The following is an 18,941-nucleotide window of genomic DNA, read 5'->3' on the forward strand; positions in this document are numbered from 1 at the left end:
GCAGATGAGCAACGACGGCCAGCCGGCGCAGGACCCGCTTATCGACGAGACGCAGGCGGAGCAGCGCCGCTCCGCCGCCGCCCGGCTGTTCGACATCCGCCGGGTGATCGGTGGGCTCTTCGTGGCGTACGGGGTCATCGTGACGTTGATCGGCGTCTTCGACAGCCGGGCCGAGATCGACAAGGCCCAGGGGGTACGGATCAACCTGTGGGCGGGGTTGACGATGCTCGCCTTCGGGCTGCTCATGCTGCTCTGGCAGTGGCTGCGCCCGGCCGAGCCGCCGGCCCCCAACGAGCGGGAACCGGGCAGCTGACCGTCCGCCTCGCGCGCATGGCCGTGGCCGCACCGGGTAGCCGAGGGGGATAACGCACCGCGCCGGACACAGGAGGCGACACCATGACCGATCGCGACGGCCGACGGCCGCTGGAGGAGAGCCCGGAGATGGCCGCGGCGGTGGACGACGACAGCACCGTCCCGCAGTTGAGCGGTGGCGGCGGGCCGGACCGGGACACACCGTCCTTCGCCGAGCCCCGCAACCGGCCGGAGGACCTCGCACCGGACACCGACGACCTGATCGGCGACCCGTACGCCGCCGGGACCGGTGCGACCGGAACGGGCACCGGGGCCGGTGGCGACAACATCCGTACCGGCGCCGAGCAGCAGTGGGAGCCGGAGGACCTGGTGATGGCCCGCGGGCAGGACCTCACCCCGGAGAACCTGGACAAGGCCCGCCGCGACCTGGCCGAGCAGGGCCGGGCGGCGATCGAACGCACGGTGCCCTGACCGGGACGTGACAAGGGGGGTCCCCGACCCGACCTGTGACGGTCGGACCGGGGACCCCGGGGAACCTGCCGCCGGCAGTGCCTCACCTACTGCCGGCGGCGGGTTGGTGTGAAGGCGATCCGGTCAGAGGGCCGGGTACGCGTTGCGCATGAGCTCCTGGAACTGGGCCGAGAACCACGCACCGGAGATCGGCGCGTTCGGCAGCGCACCGGTCGGGTTGTTGCCGTTGCGGGCGTTGCCGCCGTACGTCGGGTCGCACATCCGGTCGAAGCCCTTGCCCTCGTTGTTCGGGATCTCCGAGCTGGAGCCGTCCGACTCACCCGGGGGCTTCACCCAGACGTAGGCGTCGATACCCGTCGCCGGGTTGGCCCGAGGCCGCTCACCGAGACCGGCACCAGCCTGGTTGCACCAGTTGCCGGCGTGGGCCCGGCGGTCGATCCGGCCACCGTTGACGTAGGTGTCCACGCTCGTCGTCGCACCAGGCCCGGTGGGCCGGGCGGAGCCGCCCCAGCCGTTGCGGGAGGTGTCGATAAGCATGCCGATGTTGGAGTTGAAGCCGACCGAGACCAGCTTGTCGCGGAACGCCTGGGCGAAGGACAGCTCGTCGACGTAGAAGTTCCAGTCGACCCACTTGGACTGCCGCACCGTCTGGCCGTTCACGGTGTCGGTGACCTTGAAGTACGGCTCCTGGAGCGCCGAGTAGTTGGCGGTGTTGGTGATGAAGCCGTGCACGTTGTTGACGGTGCTGCCGGAGGCGACCGCGGCGGTCTTCAGGATGTCGGCGGTCGGCCCGAAGTTGCTGTCCCAACCGAGCCAGCCGTGGTGCCCGGCGTCGATGTAGTTGTAGACGTTGCCGATCGCGCCGAGCTTGGCGAGGGCGTAGCCGACGCCGTTCACGTACGCGCCGTTGGCCTTGACCGTGTCGCACATGACAGTGCCGCCGGCCTGGCCGGAGGTGTTGGTCACCAGGTTCGGCAGCGAGTCGATCTCGATGACGTTGATGATCCGGATGTTCCGGTACTTCGAGTCGCTCTGGATCGCGGCGATCGGGTCGATGTACTCGGCCTTGTAGCGGGGCAGCTCGTCCGGGCCCAGCTCACCGTTGGAGGCGAGCGCCGAGCAGTCCCGGCCGGGCAGGTTGTAGATCACGAACTGGATGTAGCCGGCACCCTGGCGCAGCGCCTCGTCCAGGTGGTCCCGCACGCCGAAGGCGCCGTTGGAGCTGCTGTTCGGGGTGCCGTTGATGGCGGCGATCCGGTCCAGCCAGACGGCTGTGGGGTTGTTGGAGACGCGGCTTCCGCCCGGCTCGGCGTCCGCCTTGGCCTTCCACTCCGGGTTCACGTAGCCGGGCACTCCGGCGTACGGGTTGTCCACCTTCGTCCCCGGGGGCGGGGTGGTGGTCGGCGGGGGCGTGGTGGGCGGCGGGGTCGTGGTCGGTGGCGGCGTCGTGGTCGGTGGCGGCGTCGTCGGCGGCGTGGTGCCACCGTTGCAGGCCACGCCGTTCAGGGTGAACGAGGTCGGCTTCGGGTTGCTGCCGCTCCACGCGCCGTTGAAGCCGATGCTCGTCGACGCGCCGGTGGCGAGGCTGCCGTTGTAGGACAGGCTCCGCGCGGTGACCTGGCTGCCGGACTGGGTGAACTCGGCCGACCAGCCCTGCTGCACCCGCTGGCTGGAGTTGGGGAACGTCCAGCCGAGCGTCCAGCCGTTCAGCGGGTCGCCGATGTTCTTGATGGTGATGTTCGCGGTGAAGCCGCCTTGCCAGTCGTTCGACGAGTAGGCGATGTCGCACTGCGTGGCGGCCTGCGCCGCCGTGACGGGAATCGTCACCAGCCCGCCGGCGACCAGGGCACCCGCGCCGGCGAGCGCGAGGGCCCGGCGTGGGCCGGACAGCCTTCTCCACACATTCATGCCACTGATCTCCTTGGGCGAGACCGGGCCCGCGTACGGCCCGGCGGGACGGCACGGTGGGCGTCCTGCACGGACGGCCGCCGACGCCAACGGGATTTTTCGGGGGTGCCCGACCCGGACGGGCGTTTGGTGGTGGGTGATCGAACGGCACGCGGCCGGACGGTCGGCGGCAGAGCGTCGCCCGGCGGACCGGATGCCCTCGACGGTGACTGCCTGTGCGGTGTGGCTCCCCGAACCGCGTGCGCCGATTCTTGCATGGGAGCGCTTCCATGGCAATGGCTCGATGCGTCGAGGCGGAGGAACTGGACGATACCTCCGAGCGGCCCCGTGTGGCACGAGCAGGCCGGGGCCGGCGCTACCGGGCCGCAGCGGTACGGCGAGCCGTGAAAGCCGCGTACCACCCCTTTACCTCTTACCAGCAGTAAAGGTCAAAACGCGAATCTTTCCCTTCATAGGTCATGAAACGGTCTAACGTCGGTCTTAGCTCGGTTGTCGCCGGGCTCAGGACAACAGGGATGGAGTGACGCAGGTCATGGCTAAGAAGATGCTCGGGAAGGTCGTTGCGGGCGCCGCGCTCGGCGGCGCCTCGCTCCTGGTGTTCACGCCGGGAATCGCGTTCGCGGACGGGCACCACGACGGCGGCAAGGACCGTGACGGCAAGGTCTACGCCAAGCCGCACGTCGTCAAGGCTGGCGAAGAGGTCAAGCTCCTCGAGATCTGCCCGGATCGGCAGGAGCACGCGTACGTGTGGTCCAAGGTCACCGGCAAGGTCAAGCTCAAGCCGGCGCGCGACGACCGGGGTGAGGACCGCGGCGAGTGGCGCGAGGAGGAGAACTCCTCGGGCCACGACGACAAGGGCAAGGACGAACACGGCAAGGACGACAAGGGCAAGGACCACGAGGGCAAGGACGACAAGGGCAAGGACGACAAGGGCAAGGACCACGAGGGCAAGGACGACAAGGGCAAGGACCACGAGGGCAAGGACGACAAGGGCAAGGACGAGAACGGCAAGGGCGAGAACGGCGAGGACAAGCCGCAGCCGCCCGCCGACGGCGCCCAGCCCGGTGGTCAGGGCGGCGGCGCTGCCGCCGACGCCTACGGCGACGAGGACAGCAAGGACTGGAAGGGCGAGGAGCACGGCCAGGACGCCGAGGACAGCCGCGGCGACAAGGGCCACGAGGACAAGAAGGACTGGGACTCGAAGGGCTCCGACAAGTACGGCTCGGACGAGCGCGACTCGGACAAGGGCGGCTCGGACAAGGGCTGGGAGAACAAGGGCCACGACGAGTACGGCTCGGACGAGTACGGCTCCGACGAGTACGGCTCGGACAAGGGCTGGGAGAACAAGGGCCACGACGAGCGCGGCTCCGACGAGTACGGCTCCGACAAGGGCTGGGAGAACAAGGGCCACGACGAGTACGGCTCGGACGAGTACGGCTCCGACAAGGGCTGGGAGAACAAGGGCCACGACGAGTACGGCTCGGACGAGCGCGACTCCGACAAGGGCTGGGAGAGCGAGCGGGAGTTCGTCTACTACGGCGAGGCCAAGGTCGACCGTGACGCGAAGCCGGGTCGCTACGAGCTCAAGGGCTCGTGCGGCGAGGGCGAGCTGGTCGTGCTGCCGCACGGTGGCGTCGACGGCGGTGACGGCGGCGTCAGCACCGGCACCGACCGTGGCCTGGCCACCGGTGGGGCGAGCCTGCTCGGCGCTGCCGCGCTGGGCGGGATCGTGCTGATGCGTCGTCGGCGGACCGATGGTTCGCTCGTCTGACGTGACGACGACACGGGCCGGCGGCCGTCACGGGAGACCGTGGCGTGCCGCCGGCGCGGCCGTCGTCGTCACCGCCGCCATGATCGGGGCCGGCATGATCGGCGCGGCCCTGAAGACCACTCCCGCTCCCCGCCCACCACAGCCGCAGTCCCAGGTCGGCCCCGAGGTCACCGGACCGGCGGCCACCGACACCGACGTACCGCCGCTCGACGATGCGCCCGCCGGCCAGGGGGACGCCATCCCCGCACTGGCGCGTTCCGCCCCGACGAGCATCGAGATCCCCCGGATCGGCGTCAACGCGACGATCATGTCGCTGGGCACCAACCCGGACGGCACCGTCCAGGTCCCCCCGTTGGAGCAGGCCGACCAGGCCGGCTGGTACGAGCCGGGGGCGAGCCCCGGCGAGACAGGCAACGCGGTGATCGTCGGGCACGTGGACTCGGCGAAGCTCGGCCCGGCCGTCTTCTTCGACCTGGGCGCGCTCACCCCCGGCGACACGATCACCGTTCGGCGGGCCGACGGCCAGCCGGCCACCTTCCAGGTCGACTCGGTGAAGTCGTACCCGAAGACGGCCTTCCCCACCGAACTGGTGTACGGGCCGAACGACAGGCCTGGCCTGCGGGTCGTCACCTGCGGCGGCCAGTTCGACGAGGCCGTCCGGAGCTACCCGGACAACGTGGTCGTCTTCGCCACCCTGGTGGCGTGAGCCGCCGACACGAACGCGGTCCGGCCGGTCGGGGTGACCCGACCGGCCGGACCGTTGCGGCGTGCCGGATCAGGCCGCGGCGGAGGTCCGCACCAGGGTGCGGATCTGGCGCAGCAGCACGGACAGCGCGGCGAGGTCGGCCCGCGACTCGTCGAACTCCCCCATCGCCCGTTGGGCGCGGTGGATCGACGTGGCGTTCGACTGCTCCCACTGCTGCACCCGTTCGTGCGGCGGCAGGTTCTCCGGCGTGGAGTCGAGCACCTCGGCGGTGAGCGCGGCAAGCGCGGCGTACAGGTCGTAGCGCAGCGCCATCCGGGCCAGGGTCTGCCAGCGGTCCTCCCTCGGCAGCAGGGAGATCTTCGACAGCAGCGAGTCCACCCGGAACAGGTTGGACAGCACGAAGTAGACCGGGGCCACCTCGCCGACGTCCCGACCGCTGCGGGTGGCGGTCTCCACCACGTCGAGCAGGCCGAAGCTGTACATCAGCCGGGTAGCGCGTTCGGCCAGCTCGCGGGGCAGCCCACGTTCGGTCATCGAGTCGATGTGCGCCGCGATGCCCTGCCGTTCGCTCCCGTAGAACAGCTCCTCCAGCCCCGGCAGCAGCCGGGCCACGCCGTCGCGCAGGCGGGCGATCTCGGCCGGCACGTCGATGGGCGAACGCCTGTTGGTGACCAGCCATCGCACCGCGCGGTCGAGCAGTCGACGGGTGTCCAGGTAGACGCTTGTCTGCAGCTCCGGCGAGACCTTGTTGTCCAGGGCCTCGACGGCGTCCCAGACGTCCCGCAGCCCGAACACCTCGCGGACCACCACGTACGCCCGGATCACGTCTGCCGCGCTGGCCGCGGTCTCCTCGACGACCCGGAACACGAACGAGATGCCGCCCCTGTTGATCGCCTCGTTGACCAGCACCGTGGTGACGATGTCCCGGCGCAGCCGGTGCCGGCCCATCCGGTCGGCGAACCGTTCGCGCATCGGCGTCGGGAAGTAGTTGACCAGCACCTCGGTCGTCCACTCCTCGTCGGCCAACCCGTCGGTGAGGATCTCCCGTTCCAGGACGATCTTCACGTACGCGAGCAGCACCGCGAACTCCGGCGCGGTCAGGCCGGACTCACTACGGACCGCCAGCTCCTCGTCCGGCGGCAGCGCCTCCAGCGAGCGGTCCAACGCGCCGGAACGTTCCAGCTCGTTGATCATGCGGCGGTGCACCGGCAGCAGCGAGGCGGCCTGGGCCTGGGCGTTGTTGATCGCCCGCGCCTGGTCGTAGTTGTCCCGCAGCACCAACTCGGCGACCTCGTCGGTCATCTGCGCGAGCAGCTCGTCCCGCTCGGCGGTGGTCAACTCACCGTCGGCCACCGCGGTGTTCAGCAGGATCTTGATGTTCACCTCGTGGTCGGAGGTGTCCACACCTGCCGCGTTGTCGATGAAGTCGGTGTAGATCCGGCCACCTGTCAACGCGTACTCGATCCGGCCGAGCTGGGTCCAGCCCAGGTTGCCGCCCTCGCCCGCCACCCGGCAGCGCAGGCTGCGCCCGTCCACCCGGATCGCGTCGTTGGACTTGTCGCCCACCTCGGCGTTTGTCTGGCTGGACGCCTTGACGTAGGTGCCGATGCCGCCGTTCCAGAACAGGTCGACAGGGGCGGTGACGATCGCCTTCATCAGCTCCTGCGGCGAGAGGTGCGTGACGTCGTCGTCCAGGCCGATCGCCGCCCGGACCTGCGGCGTGATCGGGATGGACTTGGCGGTACGCGGGAAGATGCCACCCCCGGCCGAGATCAGCTCCGGGTTGTAGTCCTCCCAGGAGGAACGGGGCATGTCGAACAGCCGCCGCCGCTCCGCGTACGAGGTGGCCGCGTCCGGCTCCGGGTCGAGGAAGATGTGTCGGTGGTCGAACGCGGCAACCAGGCGGATGTGCTCGGACAGCAGCATCCCGTTACCGAACACGTCACCTGACATGTCACCGACGCCGACCACAGTGAAGTCCTCGGTCTGGGTGTCCAGACCCAGCTCCCGGAAGTGCCGCTTCACCGACTCCCAGGCGCCCCGGGCGGTGATGCCCATCTTCTTGTGGTCGTACCCGGCCGAACCGCCGGAGGCGAACGCGTCGCCCATCCAGAAGTTGTGGTTCTTGGAGATCTCGTTGGCGATGTCGGAGAACGTCGCGGTGCCCTTGTCCGCCGCCACCACCAGGTACGGGTCGTCGCCGTCGTGCCGCACCACGTCCTCGGGCGGCACGATCTGCCCGCTGACGATGTTGTCGGTGACGTCGAGCATCGCGCCGACGAACTCCTGGTAGCAGGCGACGGCCTCGTCCCGGTCACCAGGCTTCTGCTTCAACACGAAGCCGCCCTTGGCGCCCACCGGCACGATCACCGTGTTCTTCACCATCTGCGCCTTGACCAGGCCCAGCACCTCGGTCCGGAAGTCCTCCCGACGGTCGGACCAGCGCAACCCGCCCCGGGCCACCGGCCCGAACCGCAGGTGCACACCCTCGAACCGGGGCGAGTACACGAAGATCTCGAACTTCGGTCGCGGCGCCGGCAGGTCCGGAATGGCCTGCGGGTCCAGCTTGAACGCCACGTACGCCTTCGGCCGCCCGTCAGAGCGCCGCTGGTAGAAACTGGTCCGCAGGGTCGCCTCGATCAGCGTCAGGTACGAGCGCAGGATCCGGTCCTGGTCGAGGCTTGCCACGTCGTCCAGCGCGGTCCGAATCGTCTCCACCAGCTCGCCGCTGCGCTGCTGACGCTCCTCGGCGCTCATCTCGCCAGGCGCGAACCGGGTCTCGAACAGCTCCACCAGCAGACCGGCGACCTTCGGGTACGCGATGAAGGTCTGCTCCATGTAGTCCTGCGAGAAGACGGTGCCGGCCTGCCGCAGGTACTTCGCGTACGCCCGGAGCACCACCACCTGCCGCCAGGTCAGGCCGCCGCGCAGCACCAGCTCGTTGAACCGGTCCACCTCGGCCTCGCCACGCCACGCCGCCGCGAACGCGTTCTCCACGTGCGGGCGCACCTCGGACAGCTCCTGGTGACCCTCGGGCAGCATCAGGCCGAAGTCGTACAGGTAGACCCGGCCGTCGATGCGGTCCACCTCGTACGGGTGCTCGTCGACGACCCGGACACCGAGCGAGTGCAGCACCGGCAGCACGGCGGACAGCATCATCGGCTCGCCGTACCGGTAGACCTTGAACCGGACGTTCATCGTCTCGGTCAGGTCCGTGCCGGGCGTCCGCGTGCCCGGCCGGGGCGCGAGCTGCTTGCGGAACAGGTGCATCTCCAGCTGGCCGGGCTCCTCCAGCAGCTCCAGCTTCGCCAGGTCCTTCATCGCCTCGTACGGCGTGTGCCCGTCCTTGTAGCCCTCCGGGAACGCGTCGGCGTACCTGGCGAACAGGTGCTTGGCCTGCTCGTCGCCGAGCTTGCGCTCCAACACCAGCCGGTAGTCGTCGTCCCAGAGCCGGGTGGCGTCGGCCAACTCCTCGGCCAGCAGGTCGGCGTCGATGTCGCCGGGCGGCCGGGTGGGGTCGGTACGGACGATGAAGTGGATTCGGGCGAGCATCGACTCGGTGACCCGGGTCGTGTAGTCCACCCCGACGCCGTTCAGCTCGCGCAGCAGGATGTCCTGCATGCGCAGCCGGTTCTGCGTGGTGAACCGGTCCCGCGGCAGGTAGATGAGGCAGGAGATGAACCGCCCGTACGCGTCGCGGCGCAGGAACACCCGCAGCTGCCGGCGCCCGGCCATGCGCAGCACGCCGATCACCGCGTGGTACAGGTCGTCGGTCTTGATCTGGAACAGCTCGTCGCGCGGGTACGTCTCCAGGATCTGGATCAGATCCTTGCCGGAGTGGCTGCGCTGGCTGAGGCCGGACCGGTCCAGCACCTCGGCCACCTTGCGGCGGACCACCGGAAGCTCGCGGACGCTCGTGCGGTACGCGGCGGTGGAGAACAGGCCCAGGAAGCGCCGTTCGCCGATCACCTCGCCGACCTCGTTGAAGATCTTGAAGCCGATGTAGTCCAGGTACGCGGAGCGGTGCACGGTGGCCCGCGAGTTGGCCTTGGTGATGATGAGCAGGCGCTTCTCCAGCACCTTCTCGTGCGCCTCGGGAGTCATCGAGGACAGCGACCGGGCCTCCGGCGAGTCGGAGCGCAGGATGCCCAGACCGGTGCCGAGCACCGCCTCCAGCGCCTTGCCGTCGACCGGGTCCGGGGCGTTCCCGCCCGGAGCGTCCACCAGCCGGTACTCGCGGTAGCCGAGGAAGGTGAAGTGGTCGTGGGCGAGCCACCGCAGCAGCTCCACCGAGTCCGTGATGTCCTTCTCCGGCACCGGTGGGCGGTTCTCCGAGGTGCGGGCCGAGGCCAGCTCGTCGGCGAGGGCGAGGGCGCGCTGGCGCATCTTCGGCCAGTCCTCCACCGCCTCGCGCACGTCGGTGAGCACCCGTTGCAGCTCACGGCGCAGCCGGTCCCGCTCGGCCGCGTCGCGGACCGGGTCGATCTCGATCCGCATCCAGCTCTCGATGATGTCGCCGGCGATCGCGTCGTCCGGCTCCACGTCGGCGGAGACCTCGGTGAGCCGGCCCAGCGGCTCGCGGCGGACCACCACCAGCGGGTGCACCAGCAGGTGCACGTCCAGGTGGTACGAGTTGAGCAGCGCGGTCACGGAGTCGACCAGGAACGGCATGTCGTCGGTGACGATCTCGACGACCGTGTGGTGCTGGTCCGCGTGTGGCTCGTGGATCCGCAGCTTCAGCTCGCCGGGCACCCGCTGCTGGGCGAGGTCCCGGTGCGCCCGGGCCGCGTCGAGCATCTCCTCCGCCGTGAAGCCGACCAGCTCCTCGTCCGGGGCGAACCGCCAGAAACGACCCACCAGGGTCGCCGCGTCGTGGTCGTCCCCGGCGAGCGCGACAGCCTGGGCCACCAGGCGCTCCGCGTTCGGTACCGGCTCGTCGAGTTCGGCGTCCTCCACGTCGTCGGCCAACGCCTCGGTCGGCAGGCCCAGATCGTAGATGGTGTCGATGCTCGACCCGGTGAGGCCGGTGACGCCCGTGTCGAGTCGGCCGTAGCCGTCCCCGTCGGTCGCGGAATCGAAGCTGTCGTCGTCCCGGCCGGAGTCATCCTGCCGGAGGTCGGGTTCCGGTTTGATCGCCGGACGCCGGTCCATCGGTGCCACTCCCCTCGACCCACCGCGTTGTGGGTCACTCTGCCGCCCAGCCTAGGCCTGCCGGATTGCGCGTTCGTCGGCGGACCACTGGCCGGACGTCCGGATCGGGACTCTGTCCTTTCACCCGTTGCGGGTCCGAGGTTGGCCGGTTGGCGAATACCCCGCCACGCGATGTTCATCACAGCGGCGCGGTCCGTCTTTCCGCACGTAGGCCCACTTCACGGGACGTTGGGGACAGCGTTCTCGTACTACCGTGCAGGGCAGCCCGAGATCGGAAGGACCTCGCGTCATGCTCCTGTCGTACCCCCGAGCCCACCCACCGAACCCCGTCCGCAGGCGGGTGGCCGCCGCCACGGCGGCGCTACTCACCGCCGGCGTCCTGGTCGCCTGCTCCGGCGACGACGGGCCGCAGCGCACCGTCGACGCCTTCCTCGCCGGCTGGCGCAGCGGCGACCTCCAGGCGGTCGGACTGGTCGACCCCACCGGCAACAAGGTTCCGGCGGGCGACGTGAGCCGCGAGATCAAGGAACTCTCCGGTGAACTGGCCGGCACCCCTCCCAAACTGACCCGCCGCGGCGACCCGAAGATCACCAAGGACATCGCGACCGCGACGGTGCAGGTGGAGTGGACCCTGCCCGGTCAGACCCGCTGGGCGTACGACCGGGAGGTGCGGCTCGCCCAGGGCGACGACGACCAGTGGCAGGTGATCTGGGAGCCCCGTGTCGTCCACGAGCGGCTCACCACAGGTGACCGGCTGGGGTTGCGCCGGGAGGCCAGCCCTCGGGCCGGCGTGCTGGACGCCGCCGGGCAGCCGATCGTCGCACCCCGCCCGGTGGTCCGGGTGGGTGTGCAGCCCGACGGGGTCGCCGACATCAAGAAACTGGCCAAGGACCTCGACGGGGCCTTCAAGGCGATCCGTCCGGCGCTGGTCCCGGCTGTCGACCTGGCCGACCTGCCCGAGCGGGTGGCCAAGGCCGAGCCGGGCGACTTCGTCGAGGTGGTGACCCTCCGCGAGGAGGCGTACCGCCAGATCAAGCCCCGGATCTACGACCTGCCCGGCACCAAGTTCGTCTCCGACAAGCTCGACCTGGCGCCCACCCGGGAGTTCGCCCGCGCGCTGCTCGGCTCGGTCGACCCGGCGCAGGCCGACGACCTGGCCGCGCACCCCGACCGGTACGTGGTGGGTGACCTGGTCGGGCATGGCGGGTTGCAGGGCCGGTACGACGAGCGGCTGCGCGGCAACCCCGGGCTGACAGTGGTGGTCGAACGTCCCGCCGAGGGCGGCAAGCTGGAGCCCACCGGCACCGAGTTGTTCCGCCGCGAGCCCCAGGCCGGGCAGGCGCTCAAGACGACAGTGGACGTGGCCGCCCAGAACGCCGCCGACGCCGCGCTGCGTCCCGAGGCGCGCCGGTCCTCGCTGGTGGCGGTACGGATCAGCGACGGCTCCGTGCTCGCCGTGGCGAACGGACCCGGGCCGGCCGGCGAGAACCTGGCCTTCAACGCCCAGGTGCCGCCCGGTTCCACATTCAAGATGGTCAGCGCGCTCGGCCTGCTGGACCGGGGCGCGGTCACCCTCGACGGGCCGGTGGACTGCAAGAAGACAGTCACCGTCGACGGCCGGTCCTTCAAGAACTCGGACAACTTCGAGTTGGGCTCGGTGCCGTTCCGCACCGATTTCGCCAAGTCCTGCAACACCGCGTTCGCCACGCTGGCCCCGAAGTTGGGTGGCGACGGGCTGGCCGCCGCCGGTCGTACGCTGGGCCTGGAGGGTCAGTGGGACCTCGGCGTCGACGCGTTCACCGGCAAGGTGTCGACCGGCGGGAGCCCCGCCGAGCAGGCCGCCGCCTCGTTCGGGCAGGGCACCACACTCGTCAGTCCGCTGGCCATGGCAGGTGCCACGGCGGCAGTCGCGCGCGGCCGGTTCGAGCAGCCGCAACTTCTGGTGGACCCCGCGCCGGCCAAGCCGGCCCCGGCCGGCGAACAGCTCAAGCCGGAGTCCGTCTCGGCGCTGCGCACCATGATGCGCGAGGTGGTGACCACCGGCACCGGCACCGCGCTCAGGGACGTGCCGGGCGGCGAGGTGTACGGCAAGACCGGCACCGCCGAGTACGACAACAACCCGGCCCACACGCACGCCTGGTTCGTGGGCTGGCGGGGCGATGTGGCGTTCGCCGTGTTCGTCGAGAAGGGTGGCGCCAGCACGGCCTCCGCCGTCCCGATCGCCGAACGCTTCCTGCGCGCCCTCCCGACCCCCTGAGGCTCGCCGCCATGGGGGAGTTGATCGATGTGGGGGACGGGTGCGTCTGGGCCGAGGACACCGGGGGCGGCCTGCCACCGGTCGTGCTACTGCATCCGGGCGTCGGCGATTCCCGCATCTGGAACCCCGTCTGGGAGCGACTCGCCGGGCAGCACCGGCTGATCCGGTACGACGCGCGGGGCTTCGGCCGCTCCGCGCCGCCGGCCGGGCGATTCTCCCGGTTGGACGACCTGCGTCGGGTGCTTGACCAACTCGGCGTCGGGCCGGCGTTGTTCGTCGGTTGCAGCATGGGTGGCGGTACAGCGCTCGACCTCGCGCTCGCCGAGCCGGATCGGGTTCGCGGGATGGTGCTGGCATGTCCCGGCATTTCCGGCGCCCCGCCCTCCCACGATCCCGATGACGAGCCGGACAGCGCCGACCCGGAGACCTTCGTCGAGCAGGGTGTCGCCCGCTGGGCCCGGGCCGGCCGCGACCCGCTCGTCGTCGATCTGCTGCGTTCGGCGGTCCGGTTCTGGCTCAACTGGGGCGATACCTTCGTCGACGACGGCGACGCGTGGTCCCGGCTGGAGGACGTTGCTACTCCCTGCGTGCTGCTGCTCGGCGATCTCGAACGGCGGTCGTTCGTCCCGTCCTGCGTCGAGGCCGCGCGGCGCATTCCCGGCTGCCGCCTTGTGCTAATACCCGGCGCCGACCACTTCGTGCCGCTGCGGGCACCCGATGCCGTGGTGGAGGCGCTACGCTCGCTGCCGCGCTGACCGGACCGGCTACCGGTTGCTCAGATCGCCCGACAGGGCTGCGGGAAACCTGACCGCGATCAACATCCGAGCGCCGCTACCGCGGTGGGATGGTTGACGTCCAGTGGGGTGCCGCCTCGGCGACGGCGACGCTGGACCCGTCGGTCTAGGCGGGTGTGGGGTGCTCGGGGGTGGAGGGCGAACTACGGCGTAGCAGGCCGGGGCCGGCCGACGCGGGTGGGCCCACCGGCTCCGGTTCGACCGGGGTGCCGGCCGGCCCGGAGTGGACCGGCGCGAGGACATCGGCCGGCCCGAGGTCAGCTGGCGACTCGCTGTCCGTCGGCGTACCGGCGCCGGACTGCTCGGCCGTCGCTGGCACAGCGGCCAGCGACCGGACGGCGGTGTCGGTACCGTTCCGCGCACCCGCCGGGTCGCCCAGGTCGTGCTGCCCGTCCCCGGCTGCGGGTCGCGGCGTCCCGGACCGCTCGGCGGCGAACGTGGTGCGGCCGGTGTCGCGTCGGGGGGCGGGCGCGGGTCGGGCCGGGAGCAGACGCGGCGGCACCGCCTCCGGGGCGGTGACCGGTGCCAGACCCGCGACCACCGTGTTGACGATCTCGGCGGCGTACGAGCCGTCCGGGTCGTAGTCGGGGTCGAAGACGGTCAGCTCGACGCCGAGGCAGTGCGGGGTGTCGACCAGGCCGGCGAGCAGGATCTCCAGCTCGGCGAAGGCGATGCCGCCCGGGTCGGGGGCGTCCACGGCGGGCATCACCGCCGGGTCGAGCACGTCCACGTCGATGTGCACCCAGTAGCCCGCGCAGTCGGCGAGCTGCTCGTGTGCCCACTGCGCCGTGCGGGCGGCGCCCTCGGCGCGCAGCGCCGGCACCGGCCGGGTGGTGATCCCGGCCGCCTGGAGGTCGAGCCGGTACTCGTCCTGCGCCCGGATGCCGAGCACCACCACGTCGATGTCGCGGAAGTAGGGTCGGCGTCCCTCCAGGGCGGCCAGGTCGGCCTGGCCGCGCCCGGTGACCAGGGCCAGGTCCTCCCCCGCGGCGGCACCCACGTAGGAGGCGTTGCCGGGGTGCCGGAAGTCGGAGTGCCCGTCCACGAAGACCAGGCCGATCCGCCCGCCGACGGCTTCACCGAGGCGGTGCATGGCAAGCGCCGAGCCGAGCAGCACCGAGCAGTCGCCGCCAAGCACCACCGGGAACTCGCCCCGGTCGATCATCGAGCCGATCCGTTCGGCGAGGGCGAGGGAGTAGTCGGCGATCTCCCGGGCGTGGCACACCCCGTCGCCGGGCCGCCAGTCACCCGGGTCGTAGCGGGGTGGGGTTATGCATCCGGCGTCGCGGGCGCGCAGCCGGGCCAGCAGGTCGTGGTCGCGCAGCGCTCCGGGCGCCTTGGCGCAGCCCGGGACCGACGTGGGCGTGGGCGGCCGTAGACCGAGGTTTGTCGGCGCGTCGAGGACGGCGATCCGGCGCATCATGAGCTCCCGTCCTCGGTGGTCGGGCGGGCCGGCCGGAACGCCGGCCCGCGCTGGCGTGCTACGAACTCAGAACAGGGCGCTGGCCAGGGCACGACGTGCCGAGGCGACCGCCGGGTCGTCCGGCCCGGCGATGGTGAACAGCGACACCAGGTGCTGGCGGACCGTCTCCCGGTCCTCGCCGGCGGTCCGCCGGACCAGGCCGACGAGCCGGGCGTACGCCTGCTCGGCCAGGCCGCTGAGCACCTCGATGTCGGCGGCCAGCAGCTGGGCGGCCACGTCGTCGGGGGCACTCTCGGCGGCGGCCAGCGCGGTGGCCGGGTCGGCGCCGGCCACCCGGCGGGCCACCCCGACCTGGGCGAGGCCGGCCTCGGCCGCGGCGTCCGCCGGGGAGTCGGCGAGGATCTTGCGGTACGCCCGCTCGGCGGCGTCCAGGTCACCGCTCATCAGGGCGTCGTCCGCCTCGTCGAGGCGTGGGTCCTCCGGTTCGGCGACGGTCACGCCGCCGGCCTTGAGCACGGCCTGGAGCCACTGGCGCAGCTGCGCCTCGGGGACCACGCCGGAGAAGGCGTCGATGGGCTGGCCGCCGACCACCGCGTACACCATGGGGATGCCCTGGACCCGGAACATCTGGGCGATCCGCGGGCTCTGCTGCACGTCGACCCGGGCGAGCACCCAGGCGCCGCCACTCTCGGCGGCCAGCCGCTCCAGCACCGGGGCGAACTCGTCACTCTCGGGGAAGCCGGCCGCGCCGAAGAAGACGACGACGGGCATGGCCATCGACCGTTCGAGCACCTCGGACTGGATGGTCTCTTCGGTGACGTCGACGATGGCGCCGTCACCGCCGGCGCCGGGCGCGCCTGGCGCGCCGGTGGACGGGCCGCCCTGCGGGGGTGCGCCGGGGCGGGTACTGGCTGGTGCGGGGCCGCGCAGCGTGCTGAGGTCGACCGCGCCGCGGGTGAAGATCGACGAGGTGATCCGTGGGTCGCTCATGGTTACCTAGTCTCGCACGCGGGCCCGGGTTCTCAGCTCACCCGCAACTCCGACGTTGCAACTCTCACGCCCCGCAGCCCACCCCGCGATCTTGCACTTTCGGTCGCCGAAAAGCGGCATTCGGCACCGTTTGCCGCGTCAGCAAGTGCAAGATCGCCGGGGTGGAGGGTGCGGGGTGCGGGGTGGGGTGGGGTGGGGTGGGGTTAGAAGCGGGCTGGTTCGCGGTAGGTGCCCCACTCGGCGCGCAGCGCGTCGCAGATCTCGCCGAGGGTGGCCTCGGCGCGGACGGCGTCGAGCATCGCGGGGATCATGTTCTCGTCGGTGCGGCTAGCCTCGACCATCCGGGCGACCGCGGCCTTGACCGCTGCGTCGTCCCGTCCGGCCTTGCGCTCGGCGAGCACCCGGCGCTGCTCCAGCTCCACCTCGTGCGAGATGCGCAGGATCTCCAGCTCCTTGGCGACGGTGCCGGTGTGGCAGTTGACGCCGACGATCTTCTTGTCGCCCTTCTCGAGGGCCTGCTGGTAGACGAACGCCGACTCGGCGATGTGCCCGGTGAACCAGCCGTCCTCGATGCCGCGCAGGATGCCCGAGGTCATCGGGCCGATCTGGTGCGGCCCCTCCCCGCCGAGCTGCCGGACGCGGGCGAAGATTTCCTCCGCCTCGGCCTCGATCTTGTCGGTCAGCGCCTCGACGTACCAGGAGCCGCCGAGCGGGTCGGCGACGTTCACCACGCCGGTCTCCTCCATCAGCACCTGCTGCGTCCGCAGGGCGATCTCGGCGGACTCGTCGGTGGGCAGCGCGAGTGTCTCGTCGAGGGCGTTGGTGTGCAGCGAGTTGGTCCCGCCGAGCACCGCCGCGAGGGCCTCCACGGCCGTGCGTACGACGTTGTTGACCGGCTGCTGGGCGGTCAGCGACACCCCTGCGGTCTGCGTGTGGAACCGCAGCCACAGGGCCTTCTCGCTGGTGGCGCCGTAGACGTCGCGCAGCCAGCGGGCCCAGATCCGGCGGGCGGCGCGGAACTTGGCGATCTCCTCGAAGAAGTCGAGGTGCGAGTCGAAGAAGAAGCTCAGACCCGGCGCGAAAACGTTCACGTCCAGCCCGCGCGACAGGCCCAGCTCGACGTAACCGAAGCCGTCGGCGAGGGTGTACGCCAGTTCCTGCGCGGCGGTCGAGCCGGCCTCGCGGATGTGGTAGCCGGAGACCGACAGCGGCTTGTACCGCGGGATCTCGGCCGCGCAGTACTCCATCAGGTCGCCGATGAGGCGCAGGTGCGGCTCGGGGTCGAAGAGCCACTCCTTCTGCGCGATGTACTCCTTGAAGATGTCCGTCTGGAGGGTGCCGTCCAACGTGGACAGATCGGCGCCCTGCCGCTCGGCGGCGACCAGGTACATGCAGAACACAGGCACTGCCGGGCCGGAGATGGTCATCGACGTGGTGACGCCGGCCAGGTCGATGCCGTCGAAGAGCGCCTGCATGTCCGTGGCCGTGTCGATGGCGACGCCGCAGTGCCCGACCTCGCCGAGCGCCTGCGGGTCGTCCGAGTCGCGGCCCATAAGCGTCGGCATGTCGAACGCGACGGACAGGCCGCCACCGCCGGCGCCGAGGATCATCTTGTAACGCTCGTTCGTCTGCTGGGCGTTTCCGAAGCCGGCGAACTGCCGGATCGTCCAGGTCCGCCCCCGGTAGCCGGTCGGATACAGACCCCTGGTGTACGGATACTCGCCGGGCCAGCCGATCCGCTCGAAGCCCGGGTACGCGCTGCCCTCCGGCGGCCCGTAGACCGGCTCGACAGGCATCCCGGAGAGCGTGGTGAAATCGGCGTCACGCTTGCGCGCGGCGTCGTACCGGGCCTGCCAGCGTGCCCGTCCGGCGTCGATCTCGTCGGCGTCCATGCGCGGGGCTCCTCCTCGGGTCCTCGATTGCCCATCGAGTGTAGAGCCCTGACCTGAACGATCGCTAAGTCAACTCGTACCGGTGGGTAACGTGGGCACCGCAGCGGGCGCGGACGGCAGGCCCGTCCGAAATCACGCCACGGGAGTCGCCGGCCCGCCCATCGCCACGTCGTCGACCCGGATGTTGACCTCGTCGACCCGCAGCCCGTACGCCTCGACCGCCTCGGTCACGCGGGCCCGCACCTGGCTCGTCACCTCGGGCACGGGCTGACCGGCCTGGATCACCAGCACCAGATTGATCACGGCCGCGTCCCCGGAGACGTGGGCCGAGCAACCCCGCCGGGCGTCGCCGACCTGGTCCAGCCCGACACGATCGAGGACCGCGTTGAAGAACCGCGCGATGTCCCCACCCATCTCGGCCACCCCGGGCACCGAGCTGGCGGCGGCGACGGCGATCTTCTCGATCACCTCGTCGGAGACCTTCGTCGTCCCACCGGCCACCGCCGACACCGTGCCCAGCTCGCGCGTCGCCTCGTCACTCACGTACCGCTCCCCTGCCGTCGTCCCGCGCCGGCCCCGACCGGGACCCCGCACGGGCGGAGCCCGCGCGCCGCGAGCCTACTGCCTCCCGCGCGCGGCAACCGTCCCCGGTGGACACGTGCGCGCACTCCTCGCGGCGGTTCGCTATCTTGCCCGCCATGGCATCAATTACCGCCGCCGCGCTGGCGGGCTCCACGGTCGTCCTCCTGGTCGGGGTATGGCTGGTGCGGGTCTACAACAAGCTGGTGCGGATGCGTAACCAGGTGGAAGCGTCCTGGTCCCAGATCGACGTACAACTCAAGCGCCGCCACGACCTCATCCCGAACCTGGTCGAGACCGTCAAGGGGTACGCGTCGCACGAGCGCGACACCCTGGCCGCCGTGCTGGCCGCACGCGGTGAGGCGATCACGCACACCGGTGGTGACCCGGGCCGGGCCGACGCCGAGAACGCGCTCGGTCAGGCTCTGGGTCGTCTCGTCGCGCTCGCCGAGGCGTACCCGCAGTTGCGCGCGAGCGAGAACTTCGCGGCGATGCAGAGCGAGCTGGCCACCACCGAGGACAAGATCGCTTATGCCCGGCAGTTCCTGACGTACGCCGTGCAGCAGTACAACACGGCGATCCAGAGCTTCCCCACGAACCTGGTCGCCGGGCCGCTCGGCTTCCACCGGCGCGAGTTGTTCACCTCCGACGACTCGGACCGTGGCGTCGTCGCGGTCGGTCTCTGAG

The 18,941-nt window shown here is 71.0% G+C and carries 12 protein-coding genes and 1 pseudogene; 7 read left to right on the top strand and 6 right to left on the bottom strand.

Features of this window, described 5'->3' with window-relative positions; translation table 11 throughout:
• Positions 1-4 precede the first annotated feature (4 nt).
• Entirely contained in the window at positions 5-313 is a 309-nt protein-coding gene (locus AB0N27_RS23865) for a hypothetical protein (protein ID WP_354822689.1), read from the top strand.
• Positions 314-396: 83 nt separating this feature from the next.
• Positions 397-783 (top strand): hypothetical protein, encoded by a 387-nt coding sequence (locus tag AB0N27_RS23870; RefSeq protein WP_364373771.1) that lies wholly within the window; start codon positions 397-399, stop codon positions 781-783.
• Between the two features lie 123 nt (positions 784-906).
• Here the strand turns inward: AB0N27_RS23870 and AB0N27_RS23875 are convergent, their stop codons facing one another.
• Positions 907-2,691 (bottom strand): glycoside hydrolase family 6 protein, encoded by a 1,785-nt coding sequence (locus tag AB0N27_RS23875; RefSeq protein WP_364373774.1) that lies wholly within the window; start codon positions 2,689-2,691, stop codon positions 907-909.
• A 532-nt stretch (positions 2,692-3,223) separates the two neighbouring features.
• Between AB0N27_RS23875 and AB0N27_RS23880 the strand changes: the two genes are divergently transcribed.
• Both AB0N27_RS23880 and AB0N27_RS23885 read left to right on the top strand, forming a co-directional pair.
• Positions 3,224-4,462, top strand: coding sequence for a hypothetical protein (locus AB0N27_RS23880; RefSeq protein WP_364373777.1), 1,239 nt, complete (start codon positions 3,224-3,226; stop codon positions 4,460-4,462).
• Position 4,463: 1 nt separating this feature from the next.
• Positions 4,464-5,168 carry a class F sortase gene (locus tag AB0N27_RS23885; protein ID WP_364373780.1) on the top strand — a complete coding sequence of 235 codons (705 nt, stop codon included), beginning with the start codon at positions 4,464-4,466 and terminating at the stop codon, positions 5,166-5,168.
• A gap of 69 nt (positions 5,169-5,237) precedes the next feature.
• Here the strand turns inward: AB0N27_RS23885 and AB0N27_RS23890 are convergent, their stop codons facing one another.
• The gene (locus tag AB0N27_RS23890; protein ID WP_364373783.1) at positions 5,238-10,319 is read right to left on the bottom strand and encodes an NAD-glutamate dehydrogenase; all 5,082 of its coding nucleotides are present in this window, start codon (positions 10,317-10,319) and stop codon (positions 5,238-5,240) included.
• A gap of 289 nt (positions 10,320-10,608) precedes the next feature.
• Between AB0N27_RS23890 and AB0N27_RS23895 the strand changes: the two genes are divergently transcribed.
• Positions 10,609-12,576: a penicillin-binding transpeptidase domain-containing protein gene (locus tag AB0N27_RS23895; RefSeq protein WP_364373786.1), complete on the top strand. Its 1,968-nt coding sequence runs from the start codon at positions 10,609-10,611 to the stop codon at positions 12,574-12,576.
• Between the two features lie 11 nt (positions 12,577-12,587).
• Positions 12,588-13,331 (top strand): alpha/beta hydrolase, encoded by a 744-nt coding sequence (locus AB0N27_RS23900; protein WP_364373789.1) that lies wholly within the window; start codon positions 12,588-12,590, stop codon positions 13,329-13,331.
• A gap of 496 nt (positions 13,332-13,827) precedes the next feature.
• Here the strand turns inward: AB0N27_RS23900 and AB0N27_RS23905 are convergent.
• The 4 genes and pseudogenes from AB0N27_RS23905 to AB0N27_RS23920 all read right to left on the bottom strand — a co-directional run.
• A pseudogene (locus AB0N27_RS23905) lies at positions 13,828-14,793 on the bottom strand (arginase family protein); the annotation flags it as partial.
• Positions 14,794-14,859: 66 nt separating this feature from the next.
• Positions 14,860-15,783 (bottom strand): tetratricopeptide repeat protein, encoded by a 924-nt coding sequence (locus tag AB0N27_RS23910; RefSeq protein ID WP_364373792.1) that lies wholly within the window; start codon positions 15,781-15,783, stop codon positions 14,860-14,862.
• A gap of 203 nt (positions 15,784-15,986) precedes the next feature.
• A complete protein-coding gene (locus AB0N27_RS23915; RefSeq protein WP_364373795.1) occupies positions 15,987-17,675 on the bottom strand; it encodes a methylmalonyl-CoA mutase family protein in 1,689 nt (562 codons plus the stop codon).
• A 132-nt stretch (positions 17,676-17,807) separates the two neighbouring features.
• The gene (locus tag AB0N27_RS23920; protein ID WP_364373798.1) at positions 17,808-18,218 is read right to left on the bottom strand and encodes an Asp23/Gls24 family envelope stress response protein; all 411 of its coding nucleotides are present in this window, start codon (positions 18,216-18,218) and stop codon (positions 17,808-17,810) included.
• Positions 18,219-18,373: 155 nt separating this feature from the next.
• Here AB0N27_RS23920 and AB0N27_RS23925 point away from each other — a divergent pair, with 155 nt between their 5' ends.
• The gene (locus AB0N27_RS23925; RefSeq protein ID WP_364373801.1) at positions 18,374-18,940 is read left to right on the top strand and encodes a LemA family protein; all 567 of its coding nucleotides are present in this window, start codon (positions 18,374-18,376) and stop codon (positions 18,938-18,940) included.
• Position 18,941 lies beyond the last annotated feature (1 nt).

This window comes from Micromonospora sp. NPDC093244 (genome assembly GCF_040683695.1).
Taxonomy (GTDB): Bacteria; Actinomycetota; Actinomycetes; order Mycobacteriales; family Micromonosporaceae; genus Micromonospora.

Excerpts from the sequence above, each read along its gene's own strand:
- AB0N27_RS23865 (WP_354822689.1), top strand. The coding sequence starts at position 5 with ATGAGCAACGACGGCCAGCCGGCGCAGGACCCGCTTATCGACGAGACG.
- AB0N27_RS23870 (WP_364373771.1), top strand. The coding sequence starts at position 397 with ATGACCGATCGCGACGGCCGACGGCCGCTGGAGGAGAGCCCGGAGATG.
- AB0N27_RS23875 (WP_364373774.1), bottom strand. The coding sequence starts at position 2,691 with ATGAATGTGTGGAGAAGGCTGTCCGGCCCACGCCGGGCCCTCGCGCTC.
- AB0N27_RS23880 (WP_364373777.1), top strand. The coding sequence starts at position 3,224 with ATGGCTAAGAAGATGCTCGGGAAGGTCGTTGCGGGCGCCGCGCTCGGC.
- AB0N27_RS23890 (WP_364373783.1), bottom strand. The coding sequence starts at position 10,319 with ATGGACCGGCGTCCGGCGATCAAACCGGAACCCGACCTCCGGCAGGAT.
- AB0N27_RS23895 (WP_364373786.1), top strand. The coding sequence starts at position 10,609 with ATGCTCCTGTCGTACCCCCGAGCCCACCCACCGAACCCCGTCCGCAGG.
- AB0N27_RS23900 (WP_364373789.1), top strand. The coding sequence starts at position 12,588 with ATGGGGGAGTTGATCGATGTGGGGGACGGGTGCGTCTGGGCCGAGGAC.
- AB0N27_RS23910 (WP_364373792.1), bottom strand. The coding sequence starts at position 15,783 with ATGAGCGACCCACGGATCACCTCGTCGATCTTCACCCGCGGCGCGGTC.
- AB0N27_RS23915 (WP_364373795.1), bottom strand. The coding sequence starts at position 17,675 with ATGGACGCCGACGAGATCGACGCCGGACGGGCACGCTGGCAGGCCCGG.
- AB0N27_RS23925 (WP_364373801.1), top strand. The coding sequence starts at position 18,374 with ATGGCATCAATTACCGCCGCCGCGCTGGCGGGCTCCACGGTCGTCCTC.